Here is a 20,261-nt window from a genome sequence, read left to right as displayed (position 1 = left end):
TTAGAATCTTGCGACGCCGAACTGGATCGGATGAAGGTCGCGTTTTGCCGACCGCGTGCATGCGGCCAGCGCTACTTCCAGCACTTCCCGGGTGGTGCGCGGGTCTATCACGCCGTCATCCAGCAGCAGGCTGCTGGTATGCACGGCGGAAGACTGCAACTCGAATGTCCGCACGATTTCCTGGCTTTCCGCCTCCAGGCCGGCGTGATCTGGTTCGGTACCCGCCCGCCTGGCGCTGTTTTCCGCAACGCGCCGCATGGTCATGGCGGCCTGCTCGCCCCCCATCACGGCGGTCCTGGCGTTCGGCCATGAAAACAGGAAGTCCGGCTTGAACGCGCGGCCGCACATGCCGTAGTTGCCGGCGCCGAAGGACGCGCCGCAAAGTATGGTCAGGCGCGGCACGTCAGCGTTGGACAGCGCCTGGATGAGCTTGGCGCCATGCTTGATCATCCCGGCCTCCTCGTGCGCCCGGCCCACCACGAAGCCCGTGATGTTTTGCAGGAACACGATGGGCCGCCCCAGTTGCGAACAGAGCTGGATGAACTGCGCGGCCTTGGTCGAGCCTGCGGTATCGAGAGGGCCATTGTTGGTGAGCAAGCCTATTGGCGTGCCGCACAGCGCCGCATAGCCGCAAACCGTGGCCACGCCGTAGTCACGTTTGAATTCGTGGAACTCGGATCCATCGACCAGCCGCGCAATGACCTCCCGCATGTCCACCGGCATCCGGTAGTCGGCTGGCATGATGCCCAGCAGATCCTGGATGTCGTGCAGCGGCGGCGCGCCGGCTTCCGTGCTTTCTCGCTCGGCCCAACCGAAGGCGCTCACGATGTCGCGCACCTGCAGGATGGCCTCGCGGTCGTTTTCGGCAACGTAATCGGCAAGCCCCGATACCGCCGCATGCATCGCCGCCCCGCCCAGTTCCTCTTCGGTCGCGATCTCTCCCGTGGCGGCTTGCAACAGGGCCGGACCGGCAAGGAAGGCATGCGCCTGATTGCGCACCATCACGACGTAGTCGGAAAGACCCGGCAGATACGCCCCGCCCGCGGTGGACGATCCATGCACCAGGGAGACCACTGGGATTCCCGCCGCGGATAGTTTCGCCAGGTTGTAGAACATGCCGCCGCCATGGACGAAGCGTTCCGCCCGGTACTTTTTCAGATTCCCGCCCGCGCTCTCCACCAGCTGGATGAAAGGCAGGCGATTGGCCAGCGCGATCTCCTGACAGCGCATGACCTTCTGGGCCGTCATGGCCTGCATGGCGCCCGCGCTGATGCCGGCGTCATTGATAACGATCATGCAGCGCACGCCGCACACTACCCCCACGCCCGCGATGATGGCGGCACCGGGCACGCTGGTGGCGGGATCCGGATCCTCGATGCCGCAATAGCCGGCCAGCTTCATCAATTCCAGGAACGGGCTGCCAGGGTCGATCAACGCCGCCAGGCGCTCCCGCGGCAGCAGCTTGCCGCGCTTGCGGAATGCGGGCGCCGCCTGGGCCGACCGGTCCGCCGCCCGCTGCTCCAGCTGCGCCAACTCCGAAAGCAGCGCCAGCATCTGTTCGCGGTTGCGCTGATAGGCGGGAGATTGCCTGTCGAGGCGGGATTCCAGATCGGCCATGGTTGCGAGCGCCTTATGTCGGGTTCCGGGGAGCGTCCGGCAAACCCGACGCGTGAACCTATGATGGGGTACCCGACGCGCCCGCACAATCAAGAACTCGTCCGCGGACACATTAGAATCATTTAAGTATCGGCGCCCGCGACGGCGCAAAAAAAACCCGCCACATCGGTGGCGGGTTCTCGGAAAATCAAGCGGCAGTCAGTGCAGGATCTGGCTCAGGAACAGCTTGGTCCGCTCGTTCTGCGGATTGTCGAAGAACTCGTCCGGGCTGTTCTGCTCGATGATCTCGCCGCGGTCCATGAAGATGACGCGATTGGCGACCTTGCGCGCGAAGCCCATTTCGTGGGTCACGCAGATCATGGTCATGCCGCTTTCCTGGGCCAGCGTGACCATCACGTCCAGCACTTCCTTGACCATTTCCGGGTCCAGCGCGGAAGTCGGCTCATCGAACAGCATGATCTTGGGGCTCATGCACAGCGAACGCGCGATCGCCACGCGCTGCTGCTGGCCGCCCGACAGCTGGCCGGGAAATTTCTTGGCCTGGTCCGGGATGCGCACGCGCTCCAGGTACTTCATGGCCGTGGCCTCGGCTTCGGCGCGCGGCTTCTTCAGCACCCACATGGGGCCCAGCGTCAGGTTCTCCAGCACCGTCAGGTGCGGGAACAGGTTGAAGTGCTGGAACACCATGCCGACGTCCTTGCGGATGGTCTCGATGTGCTTGAGGTCGTTGGTGAGCTCCGTGCCGTCCACGATGATGTGGCCCTTCTGGTGCTCTTCCAGGCGGTTGATGCAGCGGATCATGGTGGACTTGCCCGAACCCGACGGCCCGCACACCACGATGCGTTCACCCGGCGCGACGTCCAGGTTGATGTTGCGCAGCACGTGGAACTGGCCGTACCACTTGTTCACGTCCTGCAATTTGATGATGGCATCAGACATGCCTGTACTCCCGTAAGTATCGCGGTGCGCGCCCGCCCGAGGCGGACGCGCTGCAAAGTTCTAGCGTGCGTGTCCCGTGGCCAGGCGTTTTTCCAGCGCCTGGCTGTATTTGGACATGGAGAAGCAGAAGACGAAGTAGATGAGCGAAATGAACAGGTACGCCTCCACCCCGAATCCGCGCCATGCCGCGTCGGACAAAGCCGCCTTGGCCGCCAGCGTCAGGTCGAAGATGCCGATGATCACCACCAGCGAGGTGTCCTTGAACAGCGCGATGAAGATGCTGACCAGCGGAGGAATGACGATCTTCAGCGCCTGCGGCAGGATGATCTTGCGCATCTGCTGCCAGTAGTTCAGGCCCAGCGAATCCGCGCCCTCGTACTGGCCCTTAGGGATCGCCTGCAGGCCGCCGCGCACGGTTTCGGCGATGTACGCCGCCGCGAACATGATGATCGCGATCTGCGCGCGCAGCAGCTTGTCGATGGAGAAACCTTCCGGCAGGAACAGCGGCAGCATCACCGAGGACATGAACAGCAGGCTGATCAGCGGCACGCCGCGGATCAGCTCGATGTACACGACGCACAGCGCCTTGATGGCCGGCATCTTGGAGCGCCGGCCCAAGGCCAGCAGCACGCCGATGGGGAAGGCGAAGGCGATGCCGAACGTGGACAAAATCAGCGTCAGCGGCAGGCCGCCCCAGCGTGCATTTTCCACGTAGGACAGGCCGAACACGCCGCCCCACATCAGGAGCGCCACGGCCGTCAGGCCCACGGTCCAGATGACAGCAAGCTTCCAGTTCCAGAAGCGGCGGATGCCGCTGCAGACGATCACCGCCACCAGGATGACGGTTGCGATCAGCGGACGCCATTGCTCGTCGAACGGATAGGTGCCGAACAGGATCAGCCGGTGCTTCTCGATGATGAACGCCCAGCAGGCGCCGCCGGAAGCGCGGCACTCCTGCGCGTTGGTCGCGGAGAAGTTCGCCTTGATGAAGGCCCACTCCACCAGCGCCGGCACCGCCATCAGCAGGAACCAGGCCAGCAACACCGTGATGAGGATGTTCAGCGGCGACGAAAACAGGCGCGACTTGAGCCATGCCCAGAAACCCACATGGGTGCTGGGTGGCGGCAGCCCTTCGGCGGGGATATGCGTAGTGCTGCTCATATCAACGCTCCACCAGCGCGATGCGCTTGTTGTACCAGTTCATGAATATCGAAATCGACAGGCTGACCGTGAGGTAGGCGCCCATGATGATGAGAATGCCTTCGATGGCCTGGCCGGTCTGGTTCAGTGTGGTGTTCACCACCGACACGATGTCGGGGTAGCCGATGGCCACGGCCAGTGAACTGTTCTTGGTCAGGTTCAGGTACTGGCTGGTCATCGGCGGAATGATCACGCGCAGCGCCTGCGGCAGCACCACCAGGCGCAGCACCTGCTTGCGGCGCAGGCCCAGCGAACCGGCGGCTTCCCACTGGCCAGTATTGACCGCCTGGATGCCCGAACGCACCACTTCGGCGATGAAGGCCGAGGTGTAGACCACCAGGCCCGCCATCAAGGCGGCAAACTCCGGCGACAAGGTCAGGCCGCCCGAGAAGTTGAAGCCCTTGAGCACCGGCATGTCCAAGGTCAGCGAGGCCCCGCTGGCCAGCCAGCCGACGATGGGCAGGCCGATGAGCAAACCGATGGCGGCGCGGCCCAGCGGGAACACCCGGCCAGTCGCCTCCTGGCGTTTCTTGCCCCAGTGGCCCAGGAAGATGATCGCCACGATGGCCAGGCCCAGACCGCCCAGCATCCAGTCCAGCGAATTGCCTTCCAGCCCCGGCACCTTCAGGCCGCGGTTGGAGATGAACACGCCTGGCAGCGGATTATGCGCCTGGCGCGGACCCGGCATGTTTTCCGTGATCAGGGCGTACCAGAAGAACAGCTGCAGCAGCAGCGGCACGTTGCGCATCACTTCGACATAGACCGACGTGATCTTGGCGACCAGCCAGTTCTTGGACAGGCGGCCGATGCCGATCAGCGTGCCGAGAATCGTCGCCAGCACGATGCCGATGACGGCCACGCGCAGCGTGTTGAGCAGGCCCACCAGGATGGCGTGGCCGTAGGTGTCGGAGGGGCTGTAGGCGATGGGCGTTTCGCCGATGGCGAAGCCGGCCTCGCGTTGCAGGAAGCCGAAGCCCGTGGCGATATTGCGCACGGACAGGTTGTGCAGCGTGTTTGAAACCAGGAACCACACGGCCCAGGCCACCGCGGCCAGCGCCAGCACCTGGTAGACCACGGAGCGTACGCCGGGATCGTTCCAGTTCAGACGCCGGGGAGGGGCCGATGCAGGCGCGCTTTTATTGGGAGTATTCATGAGTGAATCTACAGAAGTCGGAATACCGGGCGGCGAAGCCGGCGAGGCCGCGCCACCCACTCCTGCCACCCGCCCGAAGGCGGGAGAGGAAAAACGGAGCACCAGGCTCCGTTTTTCCAGGCAGCCGTGTGTTAGCGCACCGGCCAGCCGTACATCAAGCCACCATTCTTGTAGGAAGCGTTCAAACCGCGTTCCAGCTTCATTGCGCTGCTCTTGCCCAGCGTGTTTTCGAAGCTTTCACCGTAGTTGCCCACGTTCTTGATGATGTTGTAGGCCCACTTGTCATCCACGCCCAGGTTCTTGCCCATGCCCGGGGTCACACCCAGGATGCGCTGGATGTTGGGGTTGGGGCTCTTCGCCATTTCGTCGACGTTGGCCTTGGTGATGCCGTATTCCTCGGCTTCGAGCATGGCGTTGAGCGACCAGCGCACGATGTTGAACCATTGCTCGTCGCCCTGGCGCACCATGGGGCCCAGCGGCTCCTTGGAGAAGTCTTCCGGCAGGATGACGAACTTGTCCGGGTTCTCGAGCGTGGTGCGGGTGGAAGCCAGTTGCGACTTGTCGGTGGTGAAGGCGTCGCAGCGGCCGGCCGAGAAGGCGCGGATGATTTCGTCGTACTTGTCGATCACGACAGGCTTGAATTCGATCTTCTGGCCGCGGAACCAGTCGGCCAGGTTCAGTTCGGTGGTGGTGCCGGGCTGCACGCAGATGGTGGCGCCGTTCAGTTCCTTGGCGCTCTTGACGTTCAGGTCCTTGGAGACCATGACGCCCTGGCTGTCGTAGTAGTTCACGCCCACGCCGATCAGGCCCAGCGTCGTGTCGCGCGTCAGCGTGACGGTGGTGTTGCGGGTGAGGACGTCCACTTCGCCGGATTGCAGGGCGGTGAAGCGCTGCTGCGTGTTCAGCGGAGTGAATTTGACCTTGGTGGCATCGCCGAACATGGTCGAGGCGATGGCGCGGCACAGGTCGACGTCGATGCCCTTGTATTCGCCCTTGCTGTCAGCGATGGAGAACCCCGGAATGCCCGTCGAAACCCCGCACTGGACAAACCCTTTTTTCTTGACGTTATCGAAGGTTGCGCCCGCATTGGCGGCCGCGGATGCAGCAAACAGGGCGGCGCCGACAGCAGCGAGTTTCAGTACTTTCATCGTGTTCTCCGTGTGGGATAAAGCGAAGTCGCACGCAGGCCGGGTTGGGTCCACGTATGGGGCGGATGGTAGCGTCCGCGCCACTCGCGGCGCATCCGGGAATTCCCTTGAAATATAGGGACACTGGATGAAATGAAACGCTGTTTCCCGACAAAAAAGGGACGCTCTTTGCGCCAGGACAAACGCCGCCAGACGCCTTGCGCGTAAAGATTTATCCGCGCCTCCTCCGGGCGGTTTAGGCCACCTTAGTGTCCCCGAGTTACTATTGCGGCTTCATCTGACAGCCGCCATGATCGAATTCCAGCACGTATTCAAATCATATGGTCGCGGCCGCAATATCCTGGCCGACATCAACTTCCGCGTGAGCGCGGGAGAATTCGTTTTCGTATCCGGGCCGTCCGGCGCCGGCAAGTCCACTTTGCTCAAGCTGATCGGCGGGCTGGAGCCCGCCAGCCGGGGGTCGATCCAGGTCAACGGCCAGCGGCTGGACAAGCTGCCCGCCCGCGCCCGGCCGTACCTGCGCCGCGCCGTGGGCGTCATCTTGCAGGATACGCACCTGCTGTTCGACCGAACCGCGTTCGAAAACGTCATGCTGCCGCTGGCGGTCACGGGCCATGCCTGGAACTCGGCCGCGGCGCGCGCCCGCGCCGCCCTGGACAAGGTGGGGCTGTCCGGCAAGGAAGACCTCAATCCGATCGAGCTGTCCGGCGGCGAGCAGCAGCGCCTGGCGATCGCGCGGGCCATCGTGAACCGGCCCGCCATCCTGATCGCCGACGAGCCCACCGCCAACCTCGACCACGACAACGCGCAGCGCATCATGAATGTGTTCCGCGATTTCAACCGCGTCGGCGTGACCACGCTGATCGCCTCGCACGACCAGGACCTCATGGCGCGCTACGCCACCCGCACCTTGCGCATCGATCCGGGCAAGTTCGCTGATTCCCAGGGCGCCGGAACGGCCCAGCCTGAGACTGGCGCAGGACTAGCCGGCACCGGGCAGCCGGGCGCCGCGCCCGGCCGGGCCTATCCGGGAGAGTCCGCATGAACGCCTGGCTGCGGCAACACCGCTACGCGCTCCTGGTCACCCTGCGCCGCCTGATCAAGCAACCGTTCTCGTCCCTGGCCAACCTGCTGGTCATGGCCCTGGCCCTGGCTTTGCCGCTGCTAGGCAGCGCCATCCTGGTCTCGGTCCAGCCGGTGGCGCGCCAGATGTCGGTCACCCCCGAAGTCACCGTCTTCATGCGCGTGGATGCCCCCTCGGGCGCCGCCGCGGACGTGGCCAAGCGCATCCAGGACGAATACAAGGACGATATCCGCGCCGTGCGCGTGGTGGGCCGCGAGGACGCCCTGGCGGATCTGCGCGCCAACCCCGCATGGCAGCAGGCGCTGGCCGTACTGCCGGGCAACCCGCTGCCGGACGCGGTGGTGGTGACGCTGGCCGACGGCGACAACCTGGCCGGCCGGGCCGACAAGCTGGCGGCGTCCTGGAAGCAATGGAACCATGTCGACCTGGTGCAGCTGGACAGCGCCTGGGTGCAGCGCCTGGAGGCCATCCTGCGCTTTGCCCGCATCGGCTTGGGCTTCCTGGCCGCCTGCGTGGCGGTGGTGGTGCTGGCGACCGTCTTCAACACCGTGCGCATGCAGGCGCTTTCGCAACGCGAGGAAATCGGCGTGGCCCGGCTGGTGGGCGCCACGGAATCCTTCGTCCGGCGCCCCTTCCTGTACCTGGGTGCGCTGTCTGGCGCGGTGGCTTCGCTGCTGGCCATAGGCGTGGCGGCGGTCGCGCTGTCGCCGCTGAACGACGCCCTGGTCGGCCTGGCCCGCAGCTACGGGGCCGAGTTCGCCCTGCACCTGCCCGGCCCGTCCGTGCTGATCGGCGCGGTGATCGCCTCGGCCGCCCTGGGCGCCCTGTCGGCGCGCTGGTCGGTCACCCGCAGCACGCGCTTCTGACGCGCGGCGCCTAAAGCTCCGTATAAAGCCCCTTCCTCCCCGTGATCCGGGGAACGACTTCCGCCCGCCTGTGTAGGATGCCTGCATGCCTGCCAGCGGGCGACCGGCTACGGGCCAGGCGGCAAAAACAGGACACATTACTGCGTCGGTTACACAGCCGTTCACCCGCTGGAAGCTTGAGTATGCAAGAATAAAGCGACATTTTCTTACATACTTTGATACATTTCTGTCTCGAGCTGCCAACTTCGTGTCCAAATCGCTGTTCTTGCCCTTAATCGAGTCCCATGGCCGCCCGTCTTGAAGCCCGTGCGACGCGCCACTATTTCGACAGCGCGTTCCAGTGTCAGGCGGTGAAAGTACTGCCCAACGAGTACTACGTCACCAACGAAGACCTGATGATCTCGACCGTCCTGGGGTCTTGCGTCGCCGCCTGTATCCATGACCCGATCACGGGCGTGGGCGGCATGAACCATTTCATGTTGCCGGAAGGCGACATGCAGTCGCCCGCCTCGGCCACCATGCGTTACGGCGCCTTCGCCATGGAAGTGCTGATCAACGAACTGCTGAAGGCCGGCGCAGTGCGCGACCGGCTCGAAGCCAAGGTGTTCGGCGGCGGCGCCGTGCTGTCCGCCATGCAGCAGATGAACATCGGCGAACGCAACGGCCAGTTCGTGCTGAGCTATCTCAAGACCGAAGGCATTCCCGTCAAGGCGCAGGACTTGGGCGACGTGCACGCGCGCCGCATCAACTACTTCCCGCGCGACGGCCGGGTGATGGTCCGCAAGATGGCGCCGCACCACCAGCGCGCCGAGGAAATCATCGCCAAGCGCGAACAGGCGGCCGCCCAGAGCGTGCAGGCCAAGACCGAAAGCCCGCAGCGCGTCGAGCGCTTCACCCGGCCCGGCGTGGAGCGTTTCGACCGCCCGGCCCGGCCCGGCGTCGAACGCTTCGACCGTCCGGTCCGCCCCGGCGTGGAACGCTTCGACACCGCGCTGACGCGTCGGCGCCGCGCCGAGACCGCCGGCGACTGAACCGCGCCGACGCGCATTGCGCCGCATGCGCCCCTACAATCGGCGCATGTCCACCGTCCGTCTGTTCTTCGCCCTGTGGCCTGCCCCCTCGCTGGCCGCCCAGCTCGCGGCCTGGGCAGAGCAGGCTCGGCCCGGTTGCGGCGGACGCGCCATGCGCACGGAAACCCTGCACCTGACCCTGGCGTTCCTGGGACCCGTGGACGCGGCGCTCGCCGACGAGCTGGCCGCAGCCACACCCGAACGGCGTCTCGCGCCCGAGGACATGACCCTGGACCGCTACGGCGTCTTCGGCCGCCAGCGCATCCTGTGGGCCGGCCCTGGCGACACGCCCGCGGGCCTGCAGGCTGCCCACGATGAACTCTGGTCTTGGCTGTCGGGCTTCGGCCTGGCCGCGCCGCCCCAGCCCTTCCGCCCGCACGTCACCCTGCTGCGCAACATCGAACACGCCAGCCCGCCCGCCGAAACGCCCGCTCCCCTGCCCTGGCGCTACGACCGCATGGTGCTGGTGGCATCGGAATCGCAATCGGGCGGCAGCCGCTACCGCATCGTGGCGCAGTCGCGGCCGCAGAACGCCTGAGGCCCCCTCTGGCACAATCAGCCGGTTGCCACCCCCCGGGATCGCCATGATCATCCTGCTGGACCAAGACGGCGTGCTCGCCGATTTCGAACACGCCTTCATCGACGCCTGGCGCGCGCGCCATCCGGACATCCCGCCCGTGGCGTTCGAGAACCGCAAGTCCTTCTACATCCGCCAGGACTACGCCCCCGAGCTGCGCGGCATGGCCGAAGCCATCTACACGGCGCCCGGCTTCATCCGCGACCTGCCGCCGGTACCCGGCGCGCTGGACGCCGTGAAGGAACTGCTGGCGCTGGGCATGGACGTGCGCATCTGCTCCTCGCCCCTGTCACAGTTCGAGAACTGCGTGGCGGAAAAATACCTGTGGGTGGAAAAGCACCTGGGACGCGACGCCACCAACCGGCTGATCCTGACCAAGGACAAGACCCTGGTGCATGGCCATCTGCTGATCGACGACAAGCCGCTGATCGAAGGCGCGGTGAAGCCTCGCTGGAAGCACATCCTGTTCGACGCCCCCTACAACCGCGAGGTGTCGGACCGCCCCCGCATCACCTGGCAGAACTGGCGCAACGTGCTGGCCGGAGAGCTATATACGGCAGATGAGTGAGTCCTGTTCAGCTGCCGTAATTTGGGACTATTCTGTGTTGCTGTACCCCCCACCCTGGAGGAGCCTGCACCATGAATCTGCACCGCCTGCTGAAGCAGCGAGAAGCCGACCACAAGCCTTTGCGTGTTGCATTGCTGGGCGCCGGAAAGTTCGGCGCGATGTTCATGAGCCAGGCCCCGCGCACGCCGGGGATGCGGCTGGTTGCCGTGGCCGATCTGGCGCCCGACCGCGCCCGCGCGGCGCTCACCAGGGTCGGTTGGCCGGCCAGCGCACTTAACGCCAGCAGCACCAATGACGCGCTGAAGAACGGCAAGGTCTATTTCAGCGACGATCCTCACGCCGTGATCGCCAGCCCCGACGTCGATATCGTCATCGACGCCACCGGCCAGGCCGCCGCCGGCATCAGCCATGTCCTGGCCTGCTGCGAATACGGCAAGCACATCATCATGGTCAACGTCGAGGCCGACGCGCTCGCCGGCCCGTTGCTGGCGCGGCGCGCGCGCGAAGCCGGCATCGTCTATTCGCTGGCCTACGGCGACCAGCCCGCCCTGATCTGCGAAATGGTGGACTGGGCCCGCGCCAGCGGCTTCGAGGTCATGGCCGCGGGCAAGGGCACCAAGTACCTGCCCGAGTTCCATACTTCGACGCCGGACACCGTCTGGCCCTATTACGGCTTCACCGCCGAAATGGTCGCGGCGGGCGACTTCAACGCGCAGATGTTCAACAGCTTCCTGGACGGCACCAAGAGCGCCATCGAGATGGCTGCGGTCTCCAACGCCACCGGGCTGCTGCCCTCGCCTTCCGGCCTGCACTTTCCGCCCTGCGGCGTGGACGACCTGGCGCGCGTGCTGCGTCCGCGCGAAAACGGCGGCATCCTGCACCACCGCGGGCAGGTCGAGGTGATCTCGTCCCTGGAACGCGACGGCCGCCCGGTGTTCCGCGACCTGCGCTGGGGCGTGTACGTGACCCTGGCCGCCGACAGCGACTACGTGCGCCGCTGCTTCAAGGAATATGGACTGGTCACGGACCCCAGCGGCAACTACACCGCCATGTACAAGCCGTACCACCTGATAGGCCTGGAACTGGGCATCAGCGTGGCCAGCGTGGGCTTGCGGCGCGAACCCACCGGCGCGCCCGCTGGCTGGCACGGCGACGTCGTCGCCACCGCCAAGCGCGACCTGCCGGCCGGCCAGATCCTGGACGGCGAAGGCGGCTACACGGTATACGGCCGGCTGATGCCGGCGCGCGATTCGGTGGATGAGGGCTATCTGCCGCTGGGTTTGTCGCACCAGGTCAAGCTGAAGAACCCGGTGCGGCAATCGCAGGCGATCCGCTGGAGCGACGTGGAGTACGACAATAGCTCCACGGCGGTGCAGTTCCGCCGCGAAATGGAGCAGACCTTCGCCTAGGGTGCGCCCGCGCGGCGGATCGGTCCACCGCCTTAGACCGGCGCCGGCCGTTCCGCCTGGAACAGGCGCAGGCGATCCGCGGCATTACGCAAATGCCGGTCGGCGGCGCGCCCGGCGGCATCCGGGTCGCCCGCGTCTATGGCCGCAAAGATCGCCTGATGCTCGCTCTGCACCGCAGCCATGCGTTCCGCATACATGCGCGCCGTATTGTTGCGCGCGCTGCGGATGACCCGGCGCACATTGGCTTCCAGGTAATCGTTCAAGGCCACCAGATGCGGGTTGTGGGTGGCCTGCACGATGGCATGGTGGAACTGGTAGTCCTCTTCGTCGCCGAGCTTGTCGTTGAGCAGCGCATATTCCATGCCCACCAGCGCCTGGCGCATCTTCTTCAGGTCGGCGTCGGTGCGGCGCTGCGCGGCGTAGCGCGCGGCAGTGACTTCAATGGACAGCATCAGCTCCAGGATGTGTTCCAGCTCCTGGTTGTCGCCCGGCGTGGGCGCGGCGATGCGGAAGGCGTTCTTCTGGAAGTTCGGGTCGACGAACACCCCGCTGCCTTGCTGCGACGTGATCAGGCCTTCGGACTTCAGGCGCGCCAGCGCTTCGCGCACGACGGCGCGGCTGACCGAATAGGTTTCGGTCAGCTGCTTTTCCGTGGGCAGGCGATCGCCGGGCGCGAGCACGCCCTGGCGGATCTGCTCGGCCAGCGCATCGCCCAGCGCCGCCGAAAGCGAACTCTTGGGCGCGGCGCGCGGCGGATCCTGTTCTTGGTTGGGCTGCATGGTCGAATGGTGGAAACTTGCGGGCGGCGCAGGCGCGCCGCCTCTTGTTTATGGGAATGCCTGGCAGGCCGGCCACGGCATGGACGGCCGCGCCATCCTGGGACTTTACGCGATATAGATGCCGCCGTTGACCTGCATGACCTCGCCCGTGACGAAGCCGGCCAGCGGCGAGCACAGGAAAGCGATGGAACCCGCGATTTCCTCGGCCGTGCCGTAGCGGCGCAGCGGCGTGCTTTCCAGCAGTTGCGCGCCCTTCTGCCCGATCAGGTCCTGGGTCATGGAGGTGGCGATGATGCCCGGCGCCACCGCGTTCACGCGGATCTGCGGCGCCAGTTCCAGCGCCAGGCTGCGCGTGAAGCTCTGCACCGCGCCCTTGGAGGCCGAGTAGGCCGCATGCGCATAGCTGCCGCGCTGGGCCGCCAGCGAGGTCAGCAGCACGATGGAGCCGTCATGGCGCAAGTGACGCTGGGCGGCGCGGCACACATAGAAGGTGCCGTCCAGGTTCACGCGCATCAGCGTGCGCCAGGCCTCGTCGCTGGTGTCCTTGACCAGTTGCTCCGGGTAGATGCCGGCGCAATGCACCAGGTGATCCAGCCCGCCGAAATGCTTGGCTGCGGCTTCAAACACGCGTTCGCAATCGGCAGACGCCGACACGTCCAGCGCACGCGTGTAGACGCGCTGGCCACTGGGGTCCAGTTCGGCCGCGACCTCTTCCAGGCGCGCATTGTCGATGTCGGTCAGCACCAGCCGGGCGCCATGCGCCGCCATCAGCCGCGCCGTCGCCAGACCGATGCCATTGCCTGCGCCGGTGATGGCGGCAACCTTTCCTTCGAACGAAATCATTCTGTCTCCTGAAGCACTCTCTTACGCGAACTGAGCGCCGTTGCGGCCGCTGCGGACATTCCGATTGGACTCCCGAAACGGCCGCTTGACACGGGAAAAACGCTTGCCCTATGATTTATCGGACAACTTAATAAAGTTGCCTGACAACTTATTCCGAAAGCGTAAAGCAACTGACGCTTTCAGGCAAGAGAGTCGGCAACGACACGGCGGCAAGCCGCCGCCCAGGCAGGGGACAATCAGGTGGAAATCACCGGCAGCACTACCGTTTTCGCGATAGCGGCGGACCCGATCGCGCACGTCAAGACGCCCCAGCGGCTCAATGCCCTGCTGCGCGAGCGCGGCGTGGACGCGGTCATGGTGCCGTTCCACGTCGCTCCCGACGCCCTGCCCGGCCTGTTCGCCGGTATCCGCGGCCTGGCCAACCTGGGCGGCATCGTGGTGACGGTGCCCCACAAGGAGAACGCCGCCGCCCTGTGCGACGCGCTGACGCCCTCGGCCCAATTGAGCGGCGCGGTCAACGCGGTGCGCCTGCGCGACGGCGTGCTCACCGGCGGCAACTTCGACGGGCTGGGCTTCGTTGCCGGCCTGCGCAGCCAGGGCCACGATCCGGCCGGCCGCCATGTCTACCTGGCCGGCCTGGGCGGCGCGGGCAAGGCCATCGCCTGCGCCATCGCCGACACCTGTCCCGCCAGCCTGCGCCTGTACAACCGCAGCGCCGACAAGGCGGTCTCCTTTGCCGCCCATCTCGCCCGCCAATACCCCGGCCTGGCCATCAGCGTGGCCGGCGCCGCGCCCGAAGCCTGCGACATCGCCATCAACGCGACCTCGCTGGGCCTGAACGACACCGATCCCCTGCCCTTCCAGCTGGACGCGCTTGCCGCCGGCACCGTCGTCGCCGACGCCGTCATGAGCCGCGTCGACACGCCCCTGCTGCGCACCGCCGCCGCGCACGGCTGCCGCACGCATCCGGGCCTGTACATGCTGGAAGGACAGATCGCCGAAATTGCCCGCTTCCTGGGCATAGAAGAGGCGCGCCTGTCCGCCAGCGCGCGTGCTTGATCCACAAATTCACCACACTCCCGTCCCACGGAGGAGACACGCATGAAATTGGCTTTCACCACCGGCCTGCTGTGCCTGGCCGGCATCGCCGCATCGGCCCAGGCCGCGCCCGTCAAGATCGGCCTGATCGAAACGCTGTCCGGCCCGCAGGCTTCGACCGGCCTGATTTTCCGCGCCGCGGTCAAATATGAGCTGGACCGCATCAACGCCGCCGGCGGCTGGAACGGCCAGCCGCTGGAGCTGGTCGAGTTCGACAACCAGGGCGGCCCGGTCGGCGCCTCCGACCGCTTCCGCGCGGCAGCGGCCGAAGGCGTGCAGATCCTGGTGCAAGGTTCGTCGTCGGCCATTTCCGGCCAGTTGACGGAAGACGTGCGCAAGCACAACCTGCGCAACCCCGGCAAGGAGGTCGTGTTCCTGAACGTAGGCGGTGAAGCCTTGGAGCTGACCGGCCAGAAGTGCCACTTCTATCACTTCCGCTTCGCCACCAACGCCGACTTGCGGGTGAAGGCGCTGGCTTCCGTCATGTCGGCCGACGGCACGCTGGGCAAGCGCGTGTACGCCATCAACCAGAACTACTCCTGGGGCCAGGACATGGAAGGCGCGACCGAGCGCTTCGCCCAGCAGTACGGCTATGAAGTGGTCGGCAAGACGCTGCACGAAGTCAACAAGATCCAGGACTTCGCGCCTTACGTCGCGCGCATCCGCTCGTCCAATCCCGACACCGTCATCACCGGCAACTGGTCCAACGACCTGCTGCTGTTGATGAAGGCCACGCAGGCCGCAGGCCTGAAGGTCCGCTTCGCCACCGTGTTCCTGGACCAGGTGGGCAACCTGGCCAACGCCGGCGAGGTCGCGCTGGGCCACTACATCGCCCACCCCTACAACATCGAAGCCGCAGGCGAGGAAGGCGCCAAGTTCGCCGAGGACTACAAGGCCAAGACCGGCCACTACCCCAGCTACACCGAGCCGCAGACCGTGATCGGCATCCGCTTCCTGGGCGAGGCGCTCAAGCAGGTCAAGCCGCAAGACGGCAAGCTGTCCGTGCCGCAACTGGCCGGCGCGCTGGAGAAGGTCACCTACACCTCGTCGCTGGGCACCTACACGATGCGCGCCGAAGACCACCAGGTGCAGCTGCCCATGGTGGTGTCCAAGGTCGGCAAGAACGCCAAGTACAAGGCCGACGGCACCGACATGGGCTTCGAGCCGGTCAAGGTGCTGGCCGCGGCCGAGGTGTCGGCGCCGGCGCAGGCAACCTGCAAGATGCAGCGGCCGAACTGATGGGCCGCAAGCGCGTCCGACGCCAGCTTGCGCATGGCGCTCCGGACGCGCTTCCTCATCAGCCTTCGTCGCAGATCAATAAGCGCACCCCCGGCGCGGGCCGGAAAAACCTCGGTGCGCACTCGCTCGCAAGACGTCCGTCGTCTTAGCGCAAGAATCCTGGAGCGGACATGGAATACTTTACCGTCTCGCTGTTGAACGGCGTGATTTACGGCCTGCTGCTATTCATGGTGTCGGCAGGCCTGACACTGATTTTCGGCATGATGGGCGTGCTCAACTTCGCGCACGCCTCGTTCTACATGATAGGCGCGTATGCCGCCTACACCCTGACGCCCGTCACCGGCTTCTGGGCCGCGCTGGTCCTGGCCACCGTCATCGCCGGCGTGCTCGGCATGGGCGTGGAGCGCTACTTCCTGCGCCGCGTCCACAAGTTCGGCCACGCGCAGGAACTGCTGGTGACCTTTGGCCTGGCCTTCATTGTGGCCGAGCTGATCAAGCTGTTCTACGGCGACTTTCCGGTCGACTACCGCGTGCCGCAGTTCCTCAACTTCGCGGCCTTCCGCGTGTTCGACGCGGATTATCCGTTCTACCGCCTGCTGATGGGCGGCGTGTCGCTGGCGATGTTCGCCGTGATCTATCTGCTGCTGTCGCGCACCCGCGTGGGCATCGTGGTGCGCTCGGCCATCTACCGTCCGCGCATGGCTGAAGCGCTGGGCCATAACGTGCCGCTGGTATTCATGAGCGTGTTCGGCGTGGGCGCGGCCATGGCCGGCCTGGCCGGCGCGGTGGCCGGCGCCTTCTACACCACCAATCCGAACATGGCGCTGGAATTGGGGGTGCTGGTGTTCGTGGTGGTGGTGGTGGGCGGCCTGGGCTCGCTCGAAGGCGCGATGATCGCCTCGCTGCTGATCGGCCTGATCAGTTCTTTCTCGGTGGGCATCGACGCCAGCCTGGCGTCCTTGTTCGGCCTGTTCGGCGCCGGTGAATGGGCCGAGAGCGTGGGCGGCCTGATGACCGTCAAGGTCTCGAGCCTGGCGGCCACCCTGCCCTTCCTGCTGATGCTGGTGGTGTTGCTGGTCAAGCCCTCGGGCCTGAAGGGAGAGCAGGCATGAGCCAGACCCGCCGCGCTTCCACAATCTTCCTCCTGGCCTTGTGCGTGGCCGCGCTCTGCGCGCTGCCCTGGCTGCTGCCCCCGGGCCAACTGGTGGCGGCGGTGCAGATGCTGATCGCCGCGCTGTTCGCCTGCGCCTTCAATCTGCTGGCCGGCCAGGGCGGCATGCTGTCCTTCGGCCACGCCGCCTACTTCGGCGTGGGCACCTTCGCCACCATCCACGCCATGAACGCGCTGGGCGGTGCGGGACTCCTGCCCACGCCCTTGATGCCGTTGGCTGGAGGCGTGGCGGGCCTGCTGTTCGGCCTGGTAGCGGGCTGGTTCGCCACCATGCGCGCCGGCGTGTACTTCGCCATGATCACGCTGGCGCTGGCGGAACTGCTGCACGCGTTGGCGCCGCACCTCAAGGGCGTGTTCGGCGGCGAGGCGGGCGTATCCGCCATGCGCATGCCGGCCTGGGGCTTTACTTTCGGTTCGGACATCGAGGTCTATTTCCTGGTGCTGGCCTGGGTGCTGGTGTCGCTGGCGGCGCTGTATGGCCTGACGCGCACGCCGCTGGGCCGCTTGACGCTGGGCCTGCGTGAAAACGCCAACCGCCTGCGCTATCTGGGCTATCGCCCGCATACGCTGAAGACGCTGGTGTTCGCGCTGTCGGCCATGTTCGCCGGCATTGCCGGGGGCTTGCAGGCGCTGAACATCGAGGCCGGCAACTATGTGCTGTTCGACGTCAAGCTGTCCACCGACGCGGTGCTGTTCGCCTACATCGGCGGCGTCAACGCCTTCCTCGGTCCGGTGCTGGGCGCCTCCATCCTGACCTTCCTGTCGCAGACGCTGGCCGATATCACCCGCTCCTGGCTGCTGTACCAGGGCATCCTGTTCGTGCTGGTGATGCTGTTCGTGCCGGACGGCCTGGTCGGCCTGGTGCAGGGCGCCACCCGCTCGCTGCGCGAACGCGGCCTGGGCAACTGGCTGCCGCGCGCGGCGGTCTCGGTGGCGGGCGGCCTGCTGCTGACTTGCGCCACGGTTTTCACGGTGGAACTGCTGCAACGCATGTTCGCCCGCGACTACCGCTCGCTGTTGGCAATGAACCCCGAGGCCGGCTGGCCCGACATTCCGCTGTTCGGCCACGACTGGGCGCCGCTGGCGCCATCGACCTGGCTGATTCCGCTGGCGCTGTTCGCCGTGGGCCTGGCCGCCTGCCGCTGGGCGCTGGCCCTGTGGCGCGACGACGAACAAGCCGCTCCCGCGCTGGAGGCCGCACAATGAGCCACGAGATCCTGACCCTGACCGACGTGCGCAAGTCCTTTGGCGACGCACAGATCATCCGCGGCGTGAACCTGAAGATCGAGGCCGGCGAGCGCCATGCCGTCATCGGCCCGAACGGCGCCGGCAAGTCCACCCTGTTCCACCTGATGTCGGGCTCGTTCGCGCCAACGTCGGGCGACATCAGCCTGCGCGCGCGCTCTATCGGCGGCCTGCCGCCGGAACGCATCAACCGCCTGGGGCTGGCCCGCTCGTTCCAGATCACCAACGTGTTCCCGCGCCTGTCGGTGCGCGAGAACCTGCGGCTGGCGGTGCTGCGCATGCATGGGCTGGTCTACAACTTCTGGCGTCCCATCGCCCGCAACCGCGCCGTCAACGAAGACGTGGACCGCCTGCTGGAAAAAGTGCGCCTGACCGCCAAGCAGGACACCGCCGCCGGCGACCTGAACTATTCGGAGCAGCGCTCGCTGGAAATCGGCATGACGCTGGCCTCGCGCCCCAAGGTCATCCTGCTGGACGAGCCCATGGCGGGCATGTCCCAGCACGAGGTGGACTACACGGTCGAACTCATCAAGGACGTGACCCGCGATTGCACGCTGCTGATCGTGGAGCATGACATGCAGGTGGTGTTCTCGCTGGCCGACCGCATCAGCGTGCTGGTCTACGGCGAAATCCTCGCCACCGGCACGCCGGCCGACATCCGCGGCGACGCCCGTGTGCGCGAAGCCTACCTGGGAGAGGAAACGGTATGACGACGCAATCCCCCTTGCTGAGCCTGCAAGGCGTGCACGCCCACTACGGCAAGAGCCACATCCTGCACGGCATCGACCTGACCGTGGGCCGCGGCGAAGTCGTGAGCCTGCTGGGCCGCAATGGCGCCGGCCGCTCCACCACCATGAAAAGCATCATGGGCCTGGTGGACGTGACCGGCGGCAGCATCGCCATTGAAGGCCGCGACATCACCAACAAGCGCCCCTTCGAGATCGCCCGCGCCGGGCTGGGCTTCGTGCCGGAAGAGCGCGAGGTGTTCGCCAACCTGACCGTGGACGAAAACCTGCGCATGGGCGAGCAGCCCAAGCGCGAGGACGCGCCCTACTGGTCGACCGAGCAGATGTTCGACTACTTCCCGCGCCTGAAGGAACGCCGCGGCACCAAGGCCGGCAACCTGTCCGGCGGCGAACAGCAGATGCTGACCATGTGCCGTTCGCTCTTGGGCAACCCCAAGGTCATGCTGATCGACGAGCCCACCGAAGGGCTGGCGCCGAAGATCGTGGAAGTGATCGCCGACGTGATCCGCGACATCCACAAGCGCGGCGTGTCCGTGGTGCTGGTGGAACAGAAGCTGACCATCGCGCTGAAGGTCTCCACCCGCGTCAGCGTGATGGGCCACGGCCGCATCGTTTTCGAAGGACCTCCCGCGCAGCTGCATGAGCGCCAGGACGTGGTCCAGGAATGGCTGGCGGTCTGAGCGCCGGCAAATACATCGCTAAGAGGCAAACATCTTGGACCAAACTCCCGAAGTCATCCATCCCGACCTGCGCGGCCAGAGCGTCGTCATCACCGGCGGCGCCAAGGGCATAGGCCTGGCCACGGCGCAGGCGTTCGCGCGACAAGGCGCGCGCGTGGCGCTGCTGGACATGGACGCGGCCGCCCTGGATGAAGCCGTCGCCGGCCTGGCCGCGCTGGGCGGCGAGGCGCTGGCCGTGCAAGCCTCGGTCACCGACGCTGACGCCGTCGAGCAGGCTTTCGCACAGATCGAACAGGCCTGGGGCCGCATCGACGTGCTGGTCAATAACGCGGGCGTCTCGGCCAACAAGCCCACGCTGGAAGTCACCGTGGACGAATGGCGCCGCGCCGTGGACATCAACCTGACCGGCGTGTTCCTGTGCGCCCAGGCCGCCGGCCGCCGCATGGTGCCCGCCGGCGTCGGCACCATCATCAACCTGGCCTCGATGTACGGCGTGGTGGCGGCGCCCGACCGCGCCGCCTACTGCGCCACCAAGGGCGCGGTGGTGCTGCTGACCGAGACCCTGGCCGTGGAATGGGGCCCGATGGGCGTGCGCGTCAACGCGTTGGCGCCGGGCTACGTGGAAACGGACCTGGTGCGCGACCTGGCCGCGCGCGGCCGCCTGGACCCCGAACGCCTCAAGCAGCGCACGCCGCTGCGGCGCCTGGCGCAACCGGCCGAAATGGCCGACCTGGCGGTGTTCCTGGCCTCGCGCCAGGCCGGCTACATCAACGGACACACCCTGGTGGCCGACGGCGGCTGGAGCCGCTACAGCTACCTCTAATCGCAA

At 66.2% G+C, this 20,261-nt stretch carries 20 protein-coding genes; 13 read left to right on the top strand and 7 right to left on the bottom strand.

Annotated features, from left to right (window positions below):
• From AC3WOB_RS02710 to AC3WOB_RS02690, 5 genes are all read right to left on the bottom strand, one after another.
• Nucleotides 1-1,617: an acyl-CoA carboxylase subunit beta gene (locus AC3WOB_RS02710; RefSeq protein ID WP_013396505.1), complete on the bottom strand. Its 1,617-nt coding sequence runs from the start codon at nt 1,615-1,617 to the stop codon at nt 1-3.
• A 198-nt stretch (nt 1,618-1,815) separates the two neighbouring features.
• Nucleotides 1,816-2,556: an amino acid ABC transporter ATP-binding protein gene (locus tag AC3WOB_RS02705; RefSeq protein ID WP_173144228.1), complete on the bottom strand. Its 741-nt coding sequence runs from the start codon at nt 2,554-2,556 to the stop codon at nt 1,816-1,818.
• A 60-nt stretch (nt 2,557-2,616) separates the two neighbouring features.
• A complete protein-coding gene (locus tag AC3WOB_RS02700) occupies nt 2,617-3,717 on the bottom strand; it encodes an amino acid ABC transporter permease (protein WP_013396507.1) in 1,101 nt (366 codons plus the stop codon).
• A gap of 1 nt (nt 3,718) precedes the next feature.
• Nucleotides 3,719-4,909, bottom strand: a complete 1,191-nt coding sequence (locus tag AC3WOB_RS02695; protein ID WP_041654409.1) for an amino acid ABC transporter permease — start codon at nt 4,907-4,909, stop codon at nt 3,719-3,721.
• A 131-nt stretch (nt 4,910-5,040) separates the two neighbouring features.
• Nucleotides 5,041-6,057, bottom strand: a complete 1,017-nt coding sequence (locus AC3WOB_RS02690; RefSeq protein ID WP_013396509.1) for an amino acid ABC transporter substrate-binding protein — start codon at nt 6,055-6,057, stop codon at nt 5,041-5,043.
• A 289-nt stretch (nt 6,058-6,346) separates the two neighbouring features.
• Between AC3WOB_RS02690 and AC3WOB_RS02685 the strand changes: the two genes are divergently transcribed.
• The 6 genes from AC3WOB_RS02685 (at nt 6,347) to AC3WOB_RS02660 (ending at nt 11,631) form a co-directional block, all read left to right on the top strand.
• Nucleotides 6,347-7,102 (top strand): cell division ATP-binding protein FtsE, encoded by a 756-nt coding sequence (locus AC3WOB_RS02685; protein ID WP_013396510.1) that lies wholly within the window; start codon nt 6,347-6,349, stop codon nt 7,100-7,102.
• Complete coding sequence (locus tag AC3WOB_RS02680) at nt 7,099-8,007, top strand: cell division protein FtsX (protein WP_492274090.1); 909 nt, start codon at nt 7,099-7,101, stop codon at nt 8,005-8,007. The genes AC3WOB_RS02685 and AC3WOB_RS02680 overlap by 4 nt, the downstream gene beginning before the upstream one ends.
• Nucleotides 8,008-8,291: 284 nt before the next feature.
• The gene (cheD, locus tag AC3WOB_RS02675) at nt 8,292-9,038 is read left to right on the top strand and encodes a chemoreceptor glutamine deamidase CheD (RefSeq protein WP_013396512.1); all 747 of its coding nucleotides are present in this window, start codon (nt 8,292-8,294) and stop codon (nt 9,036-9,038) included.
• 46 nt (nt 9,039-9,084) lie between these two features.
• Nucleotides 9,085-9,615 carry an RNA 2',3'-cyclic phosphodiesterase gene (thpR, locus tag AC3WOB_RS02670; protein ID WP_492274089.1) on the top strand — a complete coding sequence of 177 codons (531 nt, stop codon included), beginning with the start codon at nt 9,085-9,087 and terminating at the stop codon, nt 9,613-9,615.
• Between the two features lie 46 nt (nt 9,616-9,661).
• A complete protein-coding gene (locus tag AC3WOB_RS02665) occupies nt 9,662-10,222 on the top strand; it encodes a 5'-3'-deoxyribonucleotidase (RefSeq protein WP_492274088.1) in 561 nt (186 codons plus the stop codon).
• 71 nt (nt 10,223-10,293) lie between these two features.
• Nucleotides 10,294-11,631 carry an NAD(P)H-dependent oxidoreductase gene (locus AC3WOB_RS02660; protein ID WP_013396515.1) on the top strand — a complete coding sequence of 446 codons (1,338 nt, stop codon included), beginning with the start codon at nt 10,294-10,296 and terminating at the stop codon, nt 11,629-11,631.
• Nucleotides 11,632-11,663: 32 nt separating this feature from the next.
• Here the strand turns inward: AC3WOB_RS02660 and AC3WOB_RS02655 are convergent, their stop codons facing one another.
• Both AC3WOB_RS02655 and AC3WOB_RS02650 read right to left on the bottom strand, forming a co-directional pair.
• Complete coding sequence (locus AC3WOB_RS02655) at nt 11,664-12,410, bottom strand: FadR/GntR family transcriptional regulator (RefSeq protein ID WP_013396516.1); 747 nt, start codon at nt 12,408-12,410, stop codon at nt 11,664-11,666.
• 105 nt (nt 12,411-12,515) lie between these two features.
• Nucleotides 12,516-13,253 carry an SDR family NAD(P)-dependent oxidoreductase gene (locus AC3WOB_RS02650; protein ID WP_013396517.1) on the bottom strand — a complete coding sequence of 246 codons (738 nt, stop codon included), beginning with the start codon at nt 13,251-13,253 and terminating at the stop codon, nt 12,516-12,518.
• Nucleotides 13,254-13,493: 240 nt separating this feature from the next.
• On the opposite strand from AC3WOB_RS02650, the gene AC3WOB_RS02645 reads away from it, so the two are divergent.
• From AC3WOB_RS02645 to AC3WOB_RS02615, 7 genes are all read left to right on the top strand, one after another.
• Nucleotides 13,494-14,312, top strand: a complete 819-nt coding sequence (locus tag AC3WOB_RS02645; RefSeq protein ID WP_492274087.1) for a shikimate dehydrogenase family protein — start codon at nt 13,494-13,496, stop codon at nt 14,310-14,312.
• 42 nt (nt 14,313-14,354) lie between these two features.
• A complete protein-coding gene (locus tag AC3WOB_RS02640; protein ID WP_492274086.1) occupies nt 14,355-15,590 on the top strand; it encodes a branched-chain amino acid ABC transporter substrate-binding protein in 1,236 nt (411 codons plus the stop codon).
• A gap of 170 nt (nt 15,591-15,760) precedes the next feature.
• Nucleotides 15,761-16,702 (top strand): branched-chain amino acid ABC transporter permease, encoded by a 942-nt coding sequence (locus AC3WOB_RS02635; RefSeq protein WP_492274085.1) that lies wholly within the window; start codon nt 15,761-15,763, stop codon nt 16,700-16,702.
• A complete protein-coding gene (locus AC3WOB_RS02630; protein WP_013396521.1) occupies nt 16,699-17,967 on the top strand; it encodes a branched-chain amino acid ABC transporter permease in 1,269 nt (422 codons plus the stop codon). The genes AC3WOB_RS02635 and AC3WOB_RS02630 overlap by 4 nt, the downstream gene beginning before the upstream one ends.
• Nucleotides 17,964-18,716 carry an ABC transporter ATP-binding protein gene (locus AC3WOB_RS02625; protein ID WP_492274084.1) on the top strand — a complete coding sequence of 251 codons (753 nt, stop codon included), beginning with the start codon at nt 17,964-17,966 and terminating at the stop codon, nt 18,714-18,716. The genes AC3WOB_RS02630 and AC3WOB_RS02625 overlap by 4 nt, the downstream gene beginning before the upstream one ends.
• A complete protein-coding gene (locus tag AC3WOB_RS02620; protein ID WP_447062743.1) occupies nt 18,713-19,432 on the top strand; it encodes an ABC transporter ATP-binding protein in 720 nt (239 codons plus the stop codon). The genes AC3WOB_RS02625 and AC3WOB_RS02620 overlap by 4 nt, the downstream gene beginning before the upstream one ends.
• A 34-nt stretch (nt 19,433-19,466) precedes the next feature.
• Nucleotides 19,467-20,255 carry an SDR family NAD(P)-dependent oxidoreductase gene (locus AC3WOB_RS02615; protein WP_492274083.1) on the top strand — a complete coding sequence of 263 codons (789 nt, stop codon included), beginning with the start codon at nt 19,467-19,469 and terminating at the stop codon, nt 20,253-20,255.
• The last annotated feature ends 6 nt before the right edge of the window (nt 20,256-20,261 follow it).

The organism is Achromobacter sp. FW305-C-30-7, assembly GCF_058783105.1.
Note: the sequence above shows the minus strand (reverse complement) of the source record. Positions and strands in the feature narration are given on the sequence as shown.

What these genes read in the sequence shown, in the direction of transcription:
- AC3WOB_RS02710 (WP_013396505.1), bottom strand. Translation starts at nt 1,617, where the DNA reads ATGGCCGATCTGGAATCCCGCCTCGACAGGCAATCTCCCGCCTATCAG.
- AC3WOB_RS02705 (WP_173144228.1), bottom strand. Translation starts at nt 2,556, where the DNA reads ATGTCTGATGCCATCATCAAATTGCAGGACGTGAACAAGTGGTACGGC.
- AC3WOB_RS02700 (WP_013396507.1), bottom strand. Translation starts at nt 3,717, where the DNA reads ATGAGCAGCACTACGCATATCCCCGCCGAAGGGCTGCCGCCACCCAGC.
- AC3WOB_RS02695 (WP_041654409.1), bottom strand. Translation starts at nt 4,909, where the DNA reads ATGAATACTCCCAATAAAAGCGCGCCTGCATCGGCCCCTCCCCGGCGT.
- AC3WOB_RS02690 (WP_013396509.1), bottom strand. Translation starts at nt 6,057, where the DNA reads ATGAAAGTACTGAAACTCGCTGCTGTCGGCGCCGCCCTGTTTGCTGCA.
- AC3WOB_RS02685 (WP_013396510.1), top strand. Translation starts at nt 6,347, where the DNA reads ATGATCGAATTCCAGCACGTATTCAAATCATATGGTCGCGGCCGCAAT.
- AC3WOB_RS02680 (WP_492274090.1), top strand. Translation starts at nt 7,099, where the DNA reads ATGAACGCCTGGCTGCGGCAACACCGCTACGCGCTCCTGGTCACCCTG.
- cheD (WP_013396512.1), top strand. Translation starts at nt 8,292, where the DNA reads ATGGCCGCCCGTCTTGAAGCCCGTGCGACGCGCCACTATTTCGACAGC.
- thpR (WP_492274089.1), top strand. Translation starts at nt 9,085, where the DNA reads ATGTCCACCGTCCGTCTGTTCTTCGCCCTGTGGCCTGCCCCCTCGCTG.
- AC3WOB_RS02665 (WP_492274088.1), top strand. Translation starts at nt 9,662, where the DNA reads ATGATCATCCTGCTGGACCAAGACGGCGTGCTCGCCGATTTCGAACAC.
- AC3WOB_RS02660 (WP_013396515.1), top strand. Translation starts at nt 10,294, where the DNA reads ATGAATCTGCACCGCCTGCTGAAGCAGCGAGAAGCCGACCACAAGCCT.
- AC3WOB_RS02655 (WP_013396516.1), bottom strand. Translation starts at nt 12,410, where the DNA reads ATGCAGCCCAACCAAGAACAGGATCCGCCGCGCGCCGCGCCCAAGAGT.
- AC3WOB_RS02650 (WP_013396517.1), bottom strand. Translation starts at nt 13,253, where the DNA reads ATGATTTCGTTCGAAGGAAAGGTTGCCGCCATCACCGGCGCAGGCAAT.
- AC3WOB_RS02640 (WP_492274086.1), top strand. Translation starts at nt 14,355, where the DNA reads ATGAAATTGGCTTTCACCACCGGCCTGCTGTGCCTGGCCGGCATCGCC.
- AC3WOB_RS02635 (WP_492274085.1), top strand. Translation starts at nt 15,761, where the DNA reads ATGGAATACTTTACCGTCTCGCTGTTGAACGGCGTGATTTACGGCCTG.
- AC3WOB_RS02630 (WP_013396521.1), top strand. Translation starts at nt 16,699, where the DNA reads ATGAGCCAGACCCGCCGCGCTTCCACAATCTTCCTCCTGGCCTTGTGC.
- AC3WOB_RS02625 (WP_492274084.1), top strand. Translation starts at nt 17,964, where the DNA reads ATGAGCCACGAGATCCTGACCCTGACCGACGTGCGCAAGTCCTTTGGC.
- AC3WOB_RS02620 (WP_447062743.1), top strand. Translation starts at nt 18,713, where the DNA reads ATGACGACGCAATCCCCCTTGCTGAGCCTGCAAGGCGTGCACGCCCAC.